Annotated in this window: 7 protein-coding genes; all 7 read left to right on the forward strand. The window is 35.1% G+C overall.

The genetic code is table 11. The features are described 5' to 3' along the window. The first annotated feature begins 381 nt into the window (after positions 1-381). The 7 genes from OGZ34_RS20855 (at position 382) to OGZ34_RS20885 (ending at position 19,840) form a co-directional block, all read left to right on the forward strand. Positions 382-7,725, forward strand: coding sequence for a hypothetical protein (locus tag OGZ34_RS20855; RefSeq protein WP_263361596.1), 7,344 nt, complete (start codon positions 382-384; stop codon positions 7,723-7,725). 13 nt (positions 7,726-7,738) lie between these two features. Next, the gene (locus OGZ34_RS20860) at positions 7,739-13,525 is read left to right on the forward strand and encodes a hypothetical protein (RefSeq protein WP_263361597.1); all 5,787 of its coding nucleotides are present in this window, start codon (positions 7,739-7,741) and stop codon (positions 13,523-13,525) included. 95 nt (positions 13,526-13,620) lie between these two features. After that, a complete protein-coding gene (locus OGZ34_RS20865; RefSeq protein ID WP_263361598.1) occupies positions 13,621-16,758 on the forward strand; it encodes an NHL repeat-containing protein in 3,138 nt (1,045 codons plus the stop codon). A gap of 2 nt (positions 16,759-16,760) precedes the next feature. Then, positions 16,761-18,239: a BspA family leucine-rich repeat surface protein gene (locus tag OGZ34_RS20870; RefSeq protein WP_263361599.1), complete on the forward strand. Its 1,479-nt coding sequence runs from the start codon at positions 16,761-16,763 to the stop codon at positions 18,237-18,239. 44 nt (positions 18,240-18,283) lie between these two features. Further along, entirely contained in the window at positions 18,284-18,556 is a 273-nt protein-coding gene (locus tag OGZ34_RS20875) for a hypothetical protein (RefSeq protein WP_263361600.1), read from the forward strand. A 3-nt stretch (positions 18,557-18,559) separates the two neighbouring features. After that, positions 18,560-18,901 carry a hypothetical protein gene (locus OGZ34_RS20880; protein WP_263361601.1) on the forward strand — a complete coding sequence of 114 codons (342 nt, stop codon included), beginning with the start codon at positions 18,560-18,562 and terminating at the stop codon, positions 18,899-18,901. Between the two features lie 141 nt (positions 18,902-19,042). Next, positions 19,043-19,840, forward strand: a complete 798-nt coding sequence (locus tag OGZ34_RS20885) for a DUF5977 domain-containing protein (RefSeq protein WP_263361602.1) — start codon at positions 19,043-19,045, stop codon at positions 19,838-19,840. The last annotated feature ends 5 nt before the right edge of the window (positions 19,841-19,845 follow it).

Genomic DNA, 19,845 nt, shown 5'->3' on the forward strand with positions numbered 1-19,845 from the left:
GGTCATCTTTAAATGATGATAAATTACAATCTTTCCTCAACAGAATTGTTCGATGTTTTAACACATCTTTTTCGTTGCTTTACACACCTGTAAAGCAAACGAACATCTATTTTTTTTCCGCTCAAAAATCACGCAAATTTGCTGAAACAAATCAATATTTCAGCAGATCAGTTAGTTTCTTCTGCAACTAAAAGTTTAGCTTTTTAAGGTTTTAAAAACCTTGTTTTTCACAATTACATAAAACAGATCAGTTAAAAAAGCTGACAAAATTCATTTCAAAATCAATACTGTTCATCAGTTTTTGATCAAGCATTTTTTTGCCTAATGCTTTCCAAATTACAAACAAGAATTAAATAAATAATTTAATTAAACAAAAAAAAAATGCCAACACCGACCACTCAAAAGTATTACCCTTCCTTGTCGACTGTAGTAAGTTTGGATGACTTTCCAGATGCTTTAGGCTTCATTAAAGATGGGATTCAACAAATATTTAACAAAATATACATTAAAGATTTCCAAGCTAGCATTAGCCCTAGAGGAGAATCAGGTTTCTACGGTTTGTCTATTGTTTCCAAAAAACGATTACAGTTTCAAATACCAGGAACAGAAATGTTCTTAATTCTTAACCCTGACAATACCGATTCTTCAATCTCATCTTTTCCTGTTACTGTAGAATATCAGTGGCTAATTTTATCTTACCTAAGAAGTTTCAATCTTCAAAATTTCTCTTATTCCCCAAGAGAGTTCTTCGAACTTGGATTACAAATTCTGAGCACTTCTGAAGAAGAAGTTGTAACATTAATCATTAACAATTTTGTTTCTCCAAAAAGTGACAATCTCACAAAAGTTGAACAGTTTGTCAATGATATCAATTCTAAATTTGGATTAACGATTCCTGTTCCTACTTCAGATAACAAACCTAGAGAATTGGTTTTAGCTATTAAAAATCAATTCACTGATGAGGCTTCAATCGCAGCATTTTTGTTGTATCTTTTAGATGAATCAAGTGTTTCAAATTCTATTTCGAATGTAAAAAACTTTTTCAAGAATTTGATCCCTGACGATATTGACAGCTACATCAAAAATATCATTACTCCAAAAGCGAAAGTAACATTAGAACTGAGTGCTGCTATTGAGTTTCCAAATTCCTATTTGAAACCTGTAACTATTCAAGGTAATCCTTATGTTGACCCTTCAAATCCTAATCCTAAATCACAATTTAGGTTTGCCCAGGCTTTATTTCAAGCTGATACTCAGGAAGGAATTGGATATCAATTTGAATTAGGAGGATCTTTAAGTCCTTCTAAATATGCAATGATTGGTAATACCGGAATGATTCTGGAATTAGACACTTTAAAACTCGATTTAAGCAAAAAAACAAATATACCTGAAGCTACTGCAGATGGCAGACCAAATGACTTTGTGGGAGTTTACGCTCGTGCTGTATCCGTAACGTTACCTTCAAAATGGTTTCATAATTATACAAAAGAAGGACAAGGAAATACAGCCACAACATTAAGAATTGGCGCATCTGATCTATTGATTGGAACTGGCGGAATTTCTGGGGATATTTACCTGGAAACTGTTCCTGTACCTACCGGAGTTTTTAATTATTTTGGCGATAAATTCGATTTAGATTATCCACTTTCAATGTTCAAAAGGAACGAAGAAACGGATGTAGTAGAAATCAAACAAATTGCAAATTATAGTGAGTTACTTGTTTACCTACAAGAATTTAGTGCTGCCAGTAGTTTACCATATCCTTTTAGTTATCCTTTAAAACTAACCACTAAGCCTCATTTAGTTTCTTCAGAAATTAGTCCATCTACTGTTTATACTTTTAAGAATGCTAAAGAGTATCAGATGTTTTTGTCTAAGCTTACGGATAATACACTTTGGAAAAGAATTGGAAATCCTAATCGCGGCTTTGAAATCGGCTTCAACAAATTTGATATTTCTTTTAAGCAAAACAGAGTTGTTTCTTCTAACATAAAGGGCGCGTTAGAAATTAATAAATTAAAATATCCTAAAGATCATCCATTAGAAGATAAACCTTTTCGTGTTGACATTGAAGGACACTTATACGACGACGGAGATTTTAACTTAACCGCCTCTTTTGATAAAGCGAGCGAACCTAAAGCCAATTTATTTGGCTTGGTAAACTTTGATTTTCATAGTTTCGAACTAGGAAAACAAGATGACGATTATTACGTAGGAACTTCCTGTTATGTTTCATTCCCACAGGGTACATTAATGAACAAACTGGCAAAAGGCCAGGGCTTTGATGTAGAGAAACTTCGTATTTACAGTGATGGAAATATTGAAGTCGAAGGCGGTTCGATTCCGATTCCGATTAGTTTGTCTGTAAATCTTGGACCGGTTCAGATGGCGGTGAGCAATATCAACTTTGGTTCAACTCAAATTAACGAGCGCAAATATAATTTCTGGGGATTTGATGGTGCTATCAGTGTCAATCCATTAGGATTAGATGCTCGTGGTGAAGGTATTAAATATTATTATTCTACAGATAATATAGATGGCGACGCTGACAAAAAGCCCGTTTCTTTCATCAGGATTCAGACTATCGAAGTCGATTTGATGATTCCGGGAACGGCTTCGGAGGAATCTGCTATGGCTATCATTCACGGTATGATTTCGCTTCCGCAGCCAGGAGAATCACAAGAATTCATGGGAGAGGTTTCTTTAAAATTACCAAAGCCTAAAATTTCAGGAAGTGTCGGAATGCGTTTTGCTCCAAAATACCCTGCTTTCTTAGTTGATGCAAGTATTGAATTACCAACAGGAATCCCTCTTGGATTTATTTCGATTACCGGTTTTAGAGGTTTACTAGGATTTAGATACGTAGCAACCAAAAAAGCTGCCGGATTAAAAACGGATAATTCCTGGTACGAGTTCTATAAACATCCAAAAGCGGGTATCAACATTAGAAAATTCAGCGGTCCACCGGATTCTTTACAATATGATTCACCATTTTCAATCGGAGCTGGAGCAACATTTGAAACAACAGGCGGAAGTATCCTGACACTTCGTGCAATGCTATTGCTGTCTCTGCCTACCTTATTTTATATCGAAGCAGGATTAAATGTTCTTGGTGACCGACTTGGTCCTATTGAAAAAGATCAGTCTACTCCTCCATTCTTTGCCATGGTTGCCTTTGGAGATAACTCTCTGGAAATGGCAGCAGGAGCCGATTTTCAAATGCCTAAGCAGGGTGGAGAAATCATTCAGTTACACGCTTTATTAGAGGCCGGGTTTTTCTTTAAAAACCAAAAACCATGGTACATTAACTTAGGATCTAAAAAAGATCCGATCACGGCCAGAATACTAACCTTGTTTACAGCAAAAGCATTTTTAATGTTGTCTGCCCAGGGGATTGAAGCGGGTGCCAGATTAGACTTTAAACTCGAGAAAAGCTTTGGTCCTGCAAAAGTTAAATTATGGGCCTACTTAGAAATGGGCGGGAAAATTTCATTCAAACGTCCTCAAATGGGTGGTTATATTGCTGCCGGTGGAGGAATTCAGATTAAAATCTGGATCATCAATGTTGAAATTGTTTTAGATACTATATTCTCTGTAGAGTCATTCAAACCATTCCTGATTTATGCGAAACTGGAATTAAGTGTACGTGTCAAAATTGCTTTTGTAAGAGTTCGTAAGACATTCTTAATTGAGCTTCAGTGGGATATTAACCGAATTGTTGACCGTACGCCCTATAGTCCACTTCCGATGGGAACTCATGGAGACGTTAATGATAACAGAACTGCCGATTCTGTAAAAGGAGTTCACATGCTTACCAATGAAGCTTTCTTATTGAATTATTTTGATAGTATGCCTGATCCGGGTTCAATTTCTAAAATAATTCCATTAGATACCTACATTGATATCAAACTGGCTAAAGGAGTGTTGCCAAATGATAGTCTTTCTAAAATAATTGGAGGATATACAGCTGACGCAAAAAACTATACCGATTTAATGCCTCCTGAAGCGACATCGAAATCAGGTAGAAAACTTCGTCAGGTAAAACATCAATATTCGATTGAATCGATTGAATTGAGCTCTGCAAATGGAAATTCCTGGGTGCCTTATCATCCTTTTAAAGCTGTTGTTGATTCAGATTCCAGAGGACTTGTAGAGAATTTACCCTGGGCACAATGGCAAAAAGTAGTTGATCAATATGATAGTATCCGTGTTTTGGCAACTAATCCATTTTCATATCTAAGTGCAGGAGAACCAGGCTGGCATGTTCCGGAACAATTCGGAATCACTCCTTCTAAATTGTTCTGTGTATCCGATAAAATTGAGGCCGAGACTGTCAATTTCTTAAACAAAAGAATTGGAAAACGCTATTATGTACCAACTCAATACGAAGCAGACAAGATTAATGGATTGTACTTTAAACTTGTTGGTGAAGTTCCTGAAATTGTAGATGGCGAACTTATTAATGGGGATTTTATGAGTATTTCTGCAGAAAGCAACCCTTTTCGTTTTAGAAGATCTCTTTCATTCAAAAATTATAACAAACTTGAAATTGTTTTCCCTGAATCTGCAATTGAGCCAAGCCTAAAACTTACAACTCATGCCAAACAGGTAAAAATAAGTGCCTATACTTCTGTTTTTAAAGATGGGGACAAGTTACCTGATTATAAAATAATTCAGATAAGTAAAACTGTCGGCGGAGCAGTTTCAAATGAATTGACCTATACTAAAGCTGAATTGCAAGGGGCTATAACTTTATATGATAGCCAAAGCGACGTTTCATTAAAAAATAAAATCGATAAGATTATAATTAGTCCTGTTGCTGCGAGAGCTGATGCCATTTTAGATGTGAGAAATAAAATTGCAGCCTTATTTAGTCAGTCATACGCTTCAAAGGATGGTGAGTTTATTATGACTGAACCTAGTAATTTGGAAGAATACAATAAATTGTTATTGCAATTGGCTCAATTAAAAGCTGATGCCGGTAATGATAATCCGACTGGAGCTCCTACCCCATTAACGTTTACACGTTTCTATGGATACAGAGGAAATGCAATTTATGCCTTTGACAAAATTTTAAAATACGAGGACACTTATTTAATTTCATTTCATCCAACTCCAAGCACTACTGTAATTGCGCAAATTGATGCTAAAGGACATCTGTTAAGAGAACGCAGGTTGAATGGCTTAGTGACATCAATGCAGGTTGTAAATAATAATCTATTAATTACTCAGGCTTTAGATGCTAATCAGTGCAAAGGAATTGGTGAGGCAATTATTGATGATACTTTTATCGTAGGTTGTGTGGCTCCTGCCAAAGCAACTGCAATTATTGAGCTTGATTCTGAATTAAACAAAACCTTCGGAACACAGTATATCAATACTTATTCTACAGGTTTCAACAAATTACTGCCACTACAGAATAACGAATTGCTTTGGATTAATGCATTAGAAAATAGAACTCAAATTAACTGGATTAATGGTACTGACCGTTCTTTTGTTCATCGCATAAAGATTGACGAAGTAGCTTATACAGTTCTTCAGCATGATAATACTGATTTTAGCCTGATTACAAAAAACAAAAAAATCATCCGTATTCGTATTGACCTAAGTGCAAAAGCAATTGAAATTAAGGATACCAAATTAGTTTCTGAACCGTCAATTTCTGAGATTACAGATGCAGTACTTGCAAATGGTAAAGTTCTGCTTACTGTTAAACTGGCAAACGGACAATTCGGATTGGCTCAAATTGATGGAACTACTATTACTGTTGTTAAAAACGATGTGATTTTTGATTCTGCAATTCATTTGACTAATAATACTCTGGCTGACAATTCGATTATTGCATACAATCAAAAATATCTGTTTGTGTTTAATACTTCATTCGAACTTACAAGACTTATTGAAAGAGGAAGTGCAGACGATAAAGCGACTATTGTTAACATTCAAAACGAACCATCAGCGAATGAAATTCTAATGCTTTCTTCTAAACCAAATGAAAAAGGAATTTATTTTTCACTATTTAATGATCAATTCGCTAATTGCTCTTTACATCCAATAACGACTGTTTCGGTTGTGTCGTCTACATCTACTTTAACAGGTTCAACTGCAAATCTGGCCGAATTAGACAGCGTAGTTCAATCGGAGTACCTAAAAACAGTCAAGTCTTCAAGATTATTAAGGATTAACGCTGTTGTATGTTCAGCAGGAGGAAATCCAGATGAGGACAATGAAGCAGATTACACTACTTATATTCAACAAATCGGATGGCTAACGAAAGAAAGCGCTGAGCATAATCTAACTATTCCTGGTAGTGAAGCTGTTGCTGAAAACAATAAAGCAATGGGGGCTGCGATTCAAAATACGGTTCAGCCTATCTGGAGACCAAATTCAACTTACTGCTTAAAATTTACTTTAACAGATAAAGTAGACAATAATCCTCCAGTTAAGTTCGATTATTATTACGGATTTAAAACATTAGGTCCTGTTGGTCACTTCCCTGTTCCTGATGAAAAACTTGCTGTTGGTCAAAAACCTTCGGTTAAAAATGAATTGACCGAGTTGTCTAAATCGCCACTGACTTCGTTAAGACAGTATTTAGATTACAACCGTTCTTATCCAAATGCTGATGGAAGTTTGTTATTATCTAAACCTTCATTCTACGGAAATGAGCAGTGTAAAGTCTCAATGTTCTTCAAAAATCCTTATGTATACCACATGCTTACCGATTGGGAAGATTATGGAGCAGGCAGACCAAAAATTAAAGGTGTGATGAATCTGATTATTAAAGATCCTTTAAATGACGTTCTTATTCCGTATCCATTACCAACAACAGTAACTAGTTATCCAAAAGCAGAAGAAAGCAATACAAAATGGGTTGACGATAATGATCCTAGAATTCCTTTAAATATTGAAATGCTACAAAACATGATTAAAGGAAGTAGGCCTGAATTGAGATGTTCAATTCAGATTGGAGACATCATTAAGCCAAAATCCTATGGATACGAGGTAAAACTAACCGATTTAAAACCTTCAAAACTATATACCATTTTAGTGAAAAACTATTTTGATGAAAATCAAGATAATACTCCAACTGACAAAGAAAATGTATTGGTACATCAATTTGGATTCCAAACCTCCCGATACAGAGACTTTGCTGAACAGGTGAATAGTTATAAACTAAGTGAAGAGCCAGTGCGTAAGGCATTATTTGATATTCCGCTAAGTTTAAGTGAAGACCAGATCACTTCTTTAAACAATGTAATTCTTGGCGTGAACGATCCGTTAAGCAATGCTTTTGCTTTGAAATATCAGCATTTATTTGATCGCGCTATAGAGGGAATTTTAAAAATGTCTCCTTTAGATCCTGCTCAGTCTACGGAGGTTAACCGAATTATCAATACTAAAACTAATGAAGTTGTAGCGCTTTTAGTTCGTAACCCTGAACCGTTTAATATTCCTAAAATTCCGTTAGACGAAATTAAGAATACTGTTGCAGTGGTCGACAATGCTGGTATGGCTAATACAAACTACAAAGTATTGTATTCTAAAGATTATGCTCAGATGTTAATCATGAATGACAATAAAAAAATTACTGAAAACAGCTTAAAACTGAAATTTGAATACAGAATGTGGAATAACAACGGAAGCACTGGACAACATGCCACCGCATTAACAGTTCGTGTTGGTGAACCGGTAATCTTAACTGTAGAAAATATAAACCTTTAAAAAACAATAAAAAATGAGTTCTATAAATCTTCAAGAAAGCCAATTCTCAGGTTGCGAAAAACACATCGCTATCGTTGTCGATGAGTCGGGTTCGATAAATGGTACTGAAATGCAGCAGATACGTGATGGGCTGGCTTCATTTATCAATTCTCAGACTCAGAGCAAAATTACGCTTTCATTAATCAGAATGTCAGAAAGTGACCATAATTCAAGATTAGAGCATATTCTTCAAGAAACAATTTCGGATTCTTCCAGTATTTTTTTGCGTTGGACTTACCGCTTGGGTACAAGATCTTCCGATCCGCAATCTGATTATTGGGCGTCTGGCTTAGAGGTTGTAAATAACTTAACTGTAATTCCGGACATTATTGTGATTGTGGCCGACGGTTTACAGGTAAATGATCATAATTTACTAAAAAACTTATATCAGGATCTAAATGACAAATCACATATTTTTGTTTACGGTGTAACCAGCACCGTAAACAATACTTCGGAACTGATAACTCCAATCACTTCTTTTTTAGGGAAACCGCCTGTCGTAAAAAGCAATGGTCTGTCTATGCTAAATACAGATTATATCAGAGTTCCTGACTTTAGTACTTTAGGAGCGGAATTAAATCAGTTAAGTATTGATTTATCAAACGCTCAGATTGGGTGTTTGCCAAATGTGAGTATTACTCAAAATAAATTAGTTTATCCTGTCTTAAGGAAAGGTCTTGCGGTTAATCAAAATGCTGGTTTTTTAACCCTCAGAAATAAAAGCCGTGTTCCTCTTACCCTACCCGCAGGGACAAGAATTCATAATGAGAGCAGCTTAAAGGGACTTGTTTTTACACTTGAAAATACAGTTATCATTCCTGCTCTTGCAAATGTAGAAGCTGCAATTCGTATAGAGGGAACACCTGCTGCTTTAGGCAACTATAGTGCTAAGATTTTTCTACCGAATGTCAGCAACCTTAAAGGATTTCAAATCAGTTTTAATGTAACTAAAGAAATTCATGTTGTTGACCTTAATTCAGCTAAAACTGCTTTACAATCTACCAGTTTACAAATCGCAGCGGCAGGGTCAAAAGGTATTGACAGTACAGGAGGAATTCATTTGAGATGGCTCTTAGCTGGAGAATTAGGGACAAATCATCTTCCAAAAGGAGATTTATATACCGGAGCTAATTCTCCTTCTAATTTTAACAAACCTGACGATTTTGTAAAAGTATATAGAGCTGCTTATACCAAAGTTGCCCATAAATTAGACTTAAGGGACAAACCACAATCGGTAGATCGTCAAAAGGCGTTATGGATTTATAAAACGGCAAATCTGCAAAGATCTATCTATGTTCACTTTAAAAACAAAGCAAAATATTTGCAAACAAGAGCGAGTATTAATCCAATGGAAGATCCATCCGGTTTTATTCGGGCTTACGGTAATGAAATTATCGAAATTGAAAATAAAAGTGAATTATATTTTGCTGCAGAACTTAAATTTAGCGCTGCAGCTAACTCAGGCAGTGTTAAATTAGAAACATTGTCTGTTGCCGAAAACACCATTGTGGCATCAAAAAGGGTTACGAATCGTAAGACCTACTCGTCAGCTCAGATAAATACAATACGTGTGGTTGCTGAGAATGGAAGAAGCATTCGATTTAAAGCAAACGACTGCCTGTTAAACGAAATCAATTTTGAATTTTATGGCGATTTTATTCAACATGCAAATACCAACGGAGTTTGGGATCTAAAAGGAAAATATGCTTTGACTCTTGACGATAATAAAGCATTTGAACAATTAGAGCCAAAATTAAATGCTGTTCACGGAAAATGGTTAAAATTCAATGATGATGAATATGTAAACGTAAACAATTATAAGGATAAATGGAAGCGTGTAACCAGTCAGGATGATAAAAACATTAAGCAAGTTGTTAAAAGTTATATTGACTTAAGCTTTGATGGCACAAATCCGACTGCACAGGAAACGATTAAGTTCAAAGATAATATTCCAGTCAATGATCCTCAACCAGGAGAAGAAGCAAAATTTGCTGAAAATTCAACACAGATATCAAATCTGGATTTATTAAACATTGCTGCAAATGACTACCATATTGCCCGAATGTTAGGTTTAGGGTGCATTGATATTGATGAAACTGTTCTTTCAGGAGAATACATCTATTTAACAGAGTACATAACGTTTAAGAACTTAGAAGGAGGTTTAAATACAACAGAAGTGCGACACCTTTCTATGAGTATTCCTACTTCTGTAAACACAGAACGTTTATCACTTCCTGTACAATTAAGTAGTTTTTTACCGGGTCTTAACGCAGGTTCTGATGAAGATGAACAAACTTCAAAAATCACCGATCCTGATGGATATAGTTTTGATGGTAAGAAAAGATATGTTAGCTTATTTATGAGTGACATCAAAGATTACAGTGTAAATACTGCTTTCTTTAACTCTACAGAAGAATACGACGGAAGCTCTTTTACATTCCCTATTTACGTCGGGGTAGATTATAAAATTAAAGGTGATGCCAACTGGCAAAAACCGGAATTATCATCGGACACAGCATATTCTAATATCAAAAAAGATAGGATTACTCCAGGTTCTTTTGAGCCGACTCCGATTATTATTCCGGATTCAGGGAAATCATTTTTAAATGTTCGTCAAGAAAAAACGGGCTTACAGACCTATGTTTATCAAGGATATGGAATTAACATCTTCTCAAGAGCAACATCCGGAAGCCAATTAGAAATCACTTCTCATATCAAACCAAAAAATACCTTAATGCCCCCAACCGGTATTAATTCCTTATTGATTACAGAAGAAAATCCATTGATGTTTACCTCTATGAGCGAACAGCTTAAATTGAAAACACTTTTAGACGATAAACTCATAAAAGACAAAACTTATATTAGACTCCTTTTCGAATATTACGCTACCCAGGAATTATTAAACTATACTATTCCTGATGGAGTAAGTAAGGAGGATGCCTTACTTGTGGATAAAATTTTTCCGGATAATGAAGAACTGTTTGCCGATTATTTTAAACTTTATTTCAGGGATAGTCTTCCTCAAATTGAGCATGCCAAAATTGATGATATTTCAAACAGCCTTACAAATGAACTTACTTCAATTATTAGAATTAAGGAATACAAAATCCTTAGTAGCGGTGAAGAAATTAAGATTAACTTAACTGATGCTAATAAAGACAGATTTATTGGAGGTATCTTAACGATTGGGGAGCAAAATTATATCATTCAGAATATTAATGTTTTTACTACTGGTGAAAAATTTAGTTATGCCAATGTCGAAGTACTAAAAAAGGAAGTGACTGACCGTCTTATTTCAGATGGCGATGCTACAATCAATTCTGAACAAATTAAGGATATTAAAAAACCGATAAACGAATTATGTTCTTTAGTTGAGAATATGCTGACACCAGAAAACTGGAACCAGCCAAGTCCAATTGGTTTTAAGGTTCAGTTACCTGAAGCTTTAAAAGCTGTTCATAGAGAAATTGTACAGCAGAAAGACAGTCAGGGCAATGATTCGTTACAAATAGAAAAAACACGAGGAATATGGAATAAAAATGTCATTATCGAAAAAGTTCTGGAAGATGCTTTTCAGGTAGATCAAAAAGGAGAATATGTATTAGATTCAAAAGGAAATCCGATCCCTTTACCTACAACAGAACAAAAACATTTTGGGTTATACAAACTTACTTTTAGAGGACTAAAATTAGGGCAGCATCCTCAGTTCAATCAAAACAATGGAAATTCTGTTGAATGGATGAATGGTACTGTTCGTTTATTTACTAAAAGTTGTTTTACTGAATCCAATCCTATTCCCATAAAATCACGAAAAGATTTTAAAGTCGTTCGTGCGGATAATATTGGAACAAATCAAGATTTAATATTAACTATTAATGACCCTCATTTTAAAATTAAAAAAGACGACACTCAGGAAATGGATCCGGCTTATGATCACATTATCATTGAAAAAAATGAAGAGCAGAAACCAAAAGAACAGGAAGTAAATTATTATCCAAATTACAAAGTATATCTTTTTGCAGATCCTACAAACGGAATCACGTCAGCAAAAATTCAGCCAAGAGCAGGAGAAAACACACATTATTCAATTTTTGGAATTAGCAGTCATTCCAATTTATATGACTTTGATTCTAAAATTAGTGTACCAAATCCAATGTATGCGGTTAGGATTGAAAAACCTGTTAAACCTGAAGATGTTAAAGGACCACTTTATGCTACAAGACCTGATTTTTTTAACAGATCGACCTACACCTTTACAAGCAGATACACACGCAAACCATACGGAATGCTGCATTACAGGGCAAACGATGATGCTTTATTAAATGCTTTATATGAGACCACAACAATTAAAAAAATTCGCGAGAATCTAAGCAAACTTGGCGGAAACAATGAAACTTATTTTACGAACAGATGGGAGAATTTCTTAAATTTTAACGGGCTTCAAAAAGCAGCGAATTATGCAATTTATCCTCCTGAAAATGTTTCTGCAAAAAATTACCGCTTCCCGGTTCCTGACAGTGTCCTGTTAAAAAATGAAATTAATGAATTCATCAAATGGCATAATACCACACAAAAACAAAATGTTTCGGAGATAGGGGCTTTAACTGCACTCAATCAAATTATTATACCTAAGAGTGCAGGGATAGAAAAAGATCTGCTAGCAATTCACTTTATTGAGCAGGCCATTCATGCCGTTTTTGTACCGCTCACTGAAGTACCAGTGATTTATGAATACATTAAAGACAATAGTTATGTTCCTGTCAATAAAAAACAAACCATTAAAGACAAAAATGGAAATATTCTAAAATACCCTAATCCGGATCTGGACATTGCTCCAATGATGAAAATCACAAAACCTGAAGAATTCAGAACACAATTTACTGATTTTAATCTGGATGGTAATTCACAAAACATTTATTTCTATGGCGTTCGTGAAATGGATATTAAAATGAATTTCAGCGAGTTTAGTACTTTCCTGGGACCGGTGAAACTAGTGCCTTCAAATCCGCCACAGACACCGGAAATCAAACGAATTATGCCAGTTTTAGAAAATCCGATTTTGGGAATCAAACCTGCTGTTCAAATAGAATTAAACTCTTATAAACCGGAGTACAACATCAGAAAAATAAATATCTACCGTGCAAAAAACATGCTTGATGCACAATCGATCAGAACGATGACTGCTGTGAAAGAAATTTTGATTGATGAGAATACTTTATCTGCTGATTTTAATGGTGTCTGGACAGTTTATGATGAATTTGAAGACTTAGAAAGTGTTCCTTATGGTGATGGTCTTTTTTACAGAGTTACCGTTTCCAGAGAAATTGAATATGCTGACCCAAGTTCGACTGAACTTAATCCAATCATCAATATCGATTATACACCATCGCAGCCATCAAAAATTACTGCCACCGTAATTGCTGATAGTGTTGCTCCAAAATCTCCAGTTTTAAAAGCTTCCGGCATTCCAACAGGAGCAAATGAATCTGTATTAAAACCAATTGTTTTCAGTTGGGAAAAAACAGTCCATAATGGTAAATATCATTTGTATAAAATGAATAATCAAGGAAACTGGGATAAACTTCAGGAGAAAATCTCTAATGAAAAAATCGTGACATTGCCTTTACTGGAAACCAAACTGGGAACAGATCAATTGACTATTAAAAATAATGATGGCGAAAAAATTTACCATCATTTCAAAGTACTTGCAGAAAACTCTTCAGGTATGTACAGCAATGAAGAAAAAATTCTAACACTTTAATTTTTCAATGAATCCCAATGAAAATTTTTCATTGGGATTAAAAATCAAGCTAATCAAAAATAATATTTACAGAAAGAAAATAAATTTCAAATAACATGGCAACAGACAGAACTAACATTGGCTACAAATTCGAGAACGGCGATATTCCGTCACAGGGAGACTTCCAAGAGGTTTTTAACAGTTTCGTTCATAAAGACGAAGACAAGGCCAATTTTCAAATGGTCGAAACAGGAACCGATGATCAACATTATGTAACACCTGCCCTTTTACGTACAGGTTTACAAAATATTGGAATCATCACGGGGAATAGTTTCATGCCTTTAAAAGAGTATTTCAATAACTTTATTGGCACTAGTTTAGAACTAAAAAAACCGCCTGTCAATTTTAGTGTCAAAGTATTTAAAAACGGACAGTTATTACTGGAAGGAAAAGATTATACTATAAATTACGACACTGCAGCGATCACTTTTGCAGCAAACATTGACAATAGAAATATTGAAGTAGATTATTGGTATAAAAATTTAAGTCCAAATCCGGGTGGAGGTTCCGGCCAGCAAATTGACTTCACCAGCTTTTTACATACCACAGGGAATGAAACCAAAAATGGCATCTTAACTTTTAACAACACTACTCCAACTTCAACGAGTGGAATCGTATTAACCAACAGCGGAGCCGATACCGGTGCAAAAGTACTGGATGTAACTGTAAGCGGAGCTGGAAGCGGTGTGTCTATTCAAAATACAGCAGCAGGGACTGGTATTAAATTATCCAATACCGGGACTGGAACCGGTGTACATATAAACTCCTCAACCTCAGCAACCGGTGATCCTTTAAAAGTAACTAAAGATAATGTTATTAAAGCCAAAATCGATTCAGAGGGAATTGTAACCGCTAAAAGATTTGTTAGTGAAGAAGGGACAAATACTAAATTTGTTAAAGGAGATGGTTCTCTTGATCCTACAACTTATGCAGATGATACTAAAGTACTTCATAGACTTGGTAATGAATCTAAAGACGGAGAATTAAAATTAACGCATGATACATCAGCGGATACTGTTTTAACCATTACTAAAAACAATAGTGCTAACTGCTTAAAATTGGTTCAGAACTCCAGCTCTAATGCAACTACTTCAACTATTGATACCAGCACTGATAATGTTAATAGAAAAGCAATCAGTATTCGAAAAAAAGACGTAGAAAAAGCGTTCATTACGCACGACGGGAATGTATCCGGAACCTCTTTTACTACATTAAACGAAAAAGCTGATATCACAGATGGCTTTTTAACTCTGGCCGGTTCTGCTCCTTCTGATCCTGCTCCAACGGCAACGACAGGGCATGCAAAATTATATGCCAAAACAGCCGGTACTACTGATTTGTACGTAATGGGCAGTGATGGTGTGGAGAAGAAGATTGGTGGTGAAGTTGATTTGTCAGGCAAAGAAAATACTATTACTCCTGGTAATAATACTCAATACTTTAGAGGTGATAAAACCTGGCAGACTCTTGATAAAACGGCTGTTGGTCTTTCTAACGTTGACAATACTAGCGATTTGAATAAACCTGTCTCTACCGCTACTCAAACGGCTTTAAATGCTAAACAAGCAACATTAGTTTCAGGTACAAATATTAAAACCGTTAATGGAACATCTATTTTAGGATCTGGTGATATTACTATTTCTGGAGGAGGTACAACAATTACTGGAACAGCAAATAAATTAGCCAAATTTAACAGTACAGGAAATAATGTGAATGATAGTCAAATCATTGATAATGGCACTAATGCTGGTATTGGAACTTTTGCTCCAACAGCTAAGTGGGAAATTGATAGTGGATTAAATGCTAATAGTGGATTAAAATTAACAAGAATACCTAATACCTCTTCTCCAATTGACGAAACATTGCTTACCGTAAGTAATGGCATCAATTTATACTCATCTGCTTTTGATGCAACAGGTAATCTATATGTAGGCTACAGTAACGGAGAAATTCATAAAATAACGCCGCAAAAAACAGAAACTCTTTTTGGGACTAACCATTCATCTGCATCAACTGGTGTAATTTTTTTAACGGTTGATTCTAGCAATAATGTATATGCGGCAAATTATACCAATTCTGTTATAACAAAAACCAATTCAGCAGGAGCAACGACAGTCGTTGGTGTAGGTCCTCAAAATATAAGAGAGATTGTTGTAGACGCTAATGGTAATATTTTTATTGTAAACCAAACGCTAAACATATATAAACTTACTTCAGATGGTGTACTTTCTATATTTGCGACTACGGAATTTTCAGCATCTTCTATTTTGTTAGCGGGAGGTACTTTTTATATTCATAGTTATATAAACAAATTAATTTATAAGGTAAACTCTTCTGGAAATGCAACAATTCTTGCGACAAATGTAGGCTCACTGACTAATATAGCCCTGAATGGAAATTTTATTTATGGCGGAGATTACAACTCTCCAAAAATTTCAAGAATTTCGTTAAATGGCAATGTTGAAACATTTAATACAGTTGGAACACATAATTCAGTAAGCGCAGGTTCAGATGGTAATGCATATTTTATGCAATTTAACTCCACCTCTTTAACAAAGTTAGCTCCTAATGGAAACTTATCTACTGTTTATATGTATTCAGATAAAGCTAATGGTATAGTAAAAATTAATTCTTTAGGAAATATTCATGTTATAACCAATACTGGAGTATTTCGCAAATTAGCTGCAGGTGACAGTATTAAAGTTTTAAAAACAGATTCTACTGGATTAGTAGGTAAAACGACTTACTTAGAAGATGTTCAATATTTAAAAGCTTCTGATGTTGATGTAAATAATATTATGCTCAGAACAAATATTAAAACTATAAACGGAATATCACTCCTGGGAGCTGGCGATATTTCTACTGCCTCGGCTTCGGGAGAACCTTCACAAATTACCATTACAACAAGTGCAAGTGTTACAACTGATACGCAGGATGCCAATGGCAAAAAACAACTTGGTAAAAACGTCATCATTAATAATGGAACAAGCGCAATAAACATTACAGTAAATGGCGGTACGGACTTTAATGCATCGTACTTAAAACATGGTACAGGTGCAATAACATTTGTACAAGCAGCAGGTAGAACATTAGTTCAGGTTAATGCAACTGCAGCACTAAACGGAGCTCCTGGAAGTACTGCCACAATTTCTAGTATCGGAACCACAGATTATTTAAGAATTTCAAACGTATAATTATGAATCCATTATTATTTTATGAATATGGGTTAAGCAAACCCGTTGGTCTTCCATTTATTTCTACTTGGAAAACTGATAATGTTTCAACTAATTCTTCTTTAGGTAATCAAGTAAAACTACCTTTAATATCAACAGGTAAATATGATATGACCGTTGATTGGGGAGATGGATCTAGCAGTTACATAAACACCTACAATTCACCAGAAATTACTCATACTTATGCTATAGCTGGAACATATACAATTAAAATTAAGGGAAAATGTCAAGGTTGGCTATTTGCTAATTCTGGTGATAAACTAAAGTTTATAGAAATACTGCAATGGGGAGCTTTACAAATAACTTACGAACAAGGAGCTTTTTGGGGATGTGCTAATTTAAATCTTCCCAATGTTAGTGATTTACCGGATCTTTCAAAATCAAGTTTTTTACACTTTACATTCAATGCATGCACATCTTTAACAAAGATAAACCGTATTAATGAGTGGGATCTTAGTAAAATAACTTCCTTGCAAGGCACTTTTAGCTATAGCTCTTTTAATCAAGACATTAGCAACTGGAATACTTCAAAAGTTACAACTCTAATGGGGCTATTTAGTGGAGCGAATGAATTTAACTCTCCTCTAAATACTTGGGATATTGGCAATGTCACAAATATGTATAGCATTTTTGCAGGTGCCGCAAAATTCAACCAACCTTTAGATATGTGGAATACTTCAAAAGTAACTACAATGTATGGAGCCTTTCAAGGAACAGGAATGTTTAACCAACCATTAAATTCATGGAATGTCAGTAATGTTAATGATATGAGTAGCATGTTTGCTGGTAGCAAAAAATTCAATCAACCATTAAATAATTGGAATACTTCTAACGTTAGAAATATGGATAGTATGTTTTCTTCTGCTTTGGTTTTTGATGGAGATATTAGTACTTGGAATACTACAAATGTTGTAAATATGTCTGCCATGTTTTTGGCTACCTCTGGCAATACAGTTGTATTCAATCAAAATATTAGCGCTTGGAACACTTCTAATGTAACTGACATGTCATTAATGTTTGCATCTGCAACGTTATTCAATCAGGATATCGGAAATTGGGATACAAGTAAAGTAACGACAATGCAATCTATGTTCAGTAATGCTCTCGCATTTAATCAAAATATTGGAAATTGGAATACAAGTAAAGTTAGTATAATAGGATCAATGTTCAACAATGCTCTTGCATTTAATCAGAATATTGGAAATTGGAACGTATCAAATATTGCAGGTGCTACTAGCTTCATGGCTGGAAAAACTGCTTTAAATTTCTCATCTGCGAACTTAGATGCAATTTATAATGGGTGGAGCTCAAGACCTGTAAAATCGTCATTAAGTATTAATTTGGGTTCTGCAAAATATACTTCAGCCAGTTCAGCCGCCCGGGCAATTCTTACCGGAGCCCCAAACAATTGGATAATCTACGATGGAGGAATAACAGCATAATGATTATTTCTAAAAAAAAATCAAAAACATAAAAACACTAAAAAATGGAAAACGTAACAATCGATAAACAAGAAGCAAAAACAATCAACTCAGAACAATTAAAAAAATTACAGGACTTTAATGTCTTTATGGATAAGGCCAGATTATCGTTGGGGGAATTGTCTATTCAATACGAATTTCAAAAAGCGGATATCTTAAGTCAGATTGCCGTTCAGCAGCAAAACTTCAACGAACTGGAAAAAGCAATTAAAGCCGAATACGGAGATATTCGCGTGAACATTGAAACCGGTGAAATTGTAAAACAAGAACAAGAATAATTCTTGAAAATAACTTTAGAACAGTTAACAGGAACCACAAATTTATCAGCCTGCCTGGCGTGGTTCCTCTTAACTTCTATAGGTGCTTTTACGGCGGTCCTAATTCGGGCAAAGTTGAAGTACAACTATAGCGATAGAACTCCCTATCGCTGGTCTTGGTCATTATTGTTTCTGGACAATCTCCTTAATTTAATTATTGGCTTTTTCATCTCCTTGACTTTTTTTAGGTTTTCAAACCTATTCTTAAAAACAGAATCCATTATCTGGCTTGCCGCTTTGTTTGGTTTTGTCAGTAATGAATTGGCCATTCTATTGGTGAAGTTCAGTTTTGCAAATAGAAAATAATTTAAATAAGTACTTCAAAAAGGTATAAGCAACAAATTATCTACAAAAAACAATTTGGCTTTTACCTTCTCAAATTAGCTCTTTGACTGAATAAATCTTCGGCATGAGCTAAGGCAAATCATAATCAATTATAAATAAACTATGGAATATTACAATACAGCCAGGTCTTTGACTGCGGCAAAAAATGATTGCGCTGCCGGAGTCATGGGAACTTCCGTCGAACTTACTGCAAATGCCAATCGGTTTGTATCAACTATAAGTGTCCAAGATGCCAATGCAAAAGCAGATGCATGGCTTGCGGCAAATGTTCAGGCTTATGCCAATAATGCGGGTTCCTGCCAAAAAACAGTCTGGAGAGGAATAAACCCTTCGTGTGTTATTGAACCTACGGTAACACTGTCACCTTTTAACTACATGATTATTAGATATAAATGGGCATTAGGGGCAGGACAGGATTTCGATACTTATACAGGAATCATCAACTCGGGAACTCCTCTGGATAACAAATGGATGGGCTGGAACCACGGATTTAATAATGAGATTCCCGTTAATGCTAATGCTGCCAATTCTTATATTATGTGGGCTGGCGATAATCAAGACGCAAATGGTGTCGAAAGCTGTCTGGTAAATTTTAGTAAAATCATAACAGATTACCCTACTCTGAATAGCGTTCAGGTACGAATGGCAGGATCATGGTACACTACTGTAGGCACCGGAAATATAGACGTTGAAATAGTAACCTACTTGGGTGGAAAAATGGATAAATTAGGGTATGACATTATTAACATTGGCGGAACTCTGGTTGAACAAAAAAACTTCTCTAAAAAAGTGCCTGTGCAAGGTAAGAATCTGCATGGAAATATTGAAGCAGTTACTAACCTCGGGTACATTACCTACATCAAAGATTCGTCTACAGGACAAATTGTAATTAACTATTAAAAAAA

This window comes from Flavobacterium collinsii (assembly GCF_946903285.1).
In the GTDB taxonomy this organism is placed as follows: Bacteria; Bacteroidota; Bacteroidia; order Flavobacteriales; family Flavobacteriaceae; genus Flavobacterium; species Flavobacterium collinsii.

Bases quoted from the DNA above. Each gene is read 5' to 3' on its own strand.
- OGZ34_RS20855 (WP_263361596.1), top strand. From the start codon at position 382: ATGCCAACACCGACCACTCAAAAGTATTACCCTTCCTTGTCGACTGTA.
- OGZ34_RS20860 (WP_263361597.1), top strand. From the start codon at position 7,739: ATGAGTTCTATAAATCTTCAAGAAAGCCAATTCTCAGGTTGCGAAAAA.
- OGZ34_RS20865 (WP_263361598.1), top strand. From the start codon at position 13,621: ATGGCAACAGACAGAACTAACATTGGCTACAAATTCGAGAACGGCGAT.
- OGZ34_RS20870 (WP_263361599.1), top strand. From the start codon at position 16,761: ATGAATCCATTATTATTTTATGAATATGGGTTAAGCAAACCCGTTGGT.
- OGZ34_RS20875 (WP_263361600.1), top strand. From the start codon at position 18,284: ATGGAAAACGTAACAATCGATAAACAAGAAGCAAAAACAATCAACTCA.
- OGZ34_RS20885 (WP_263361602.1), top strand. From the start codon at position 19,043: ATGGAATATTACAATACAGCCAGGTCTTTGACTGCGGCAAAAAATGAT.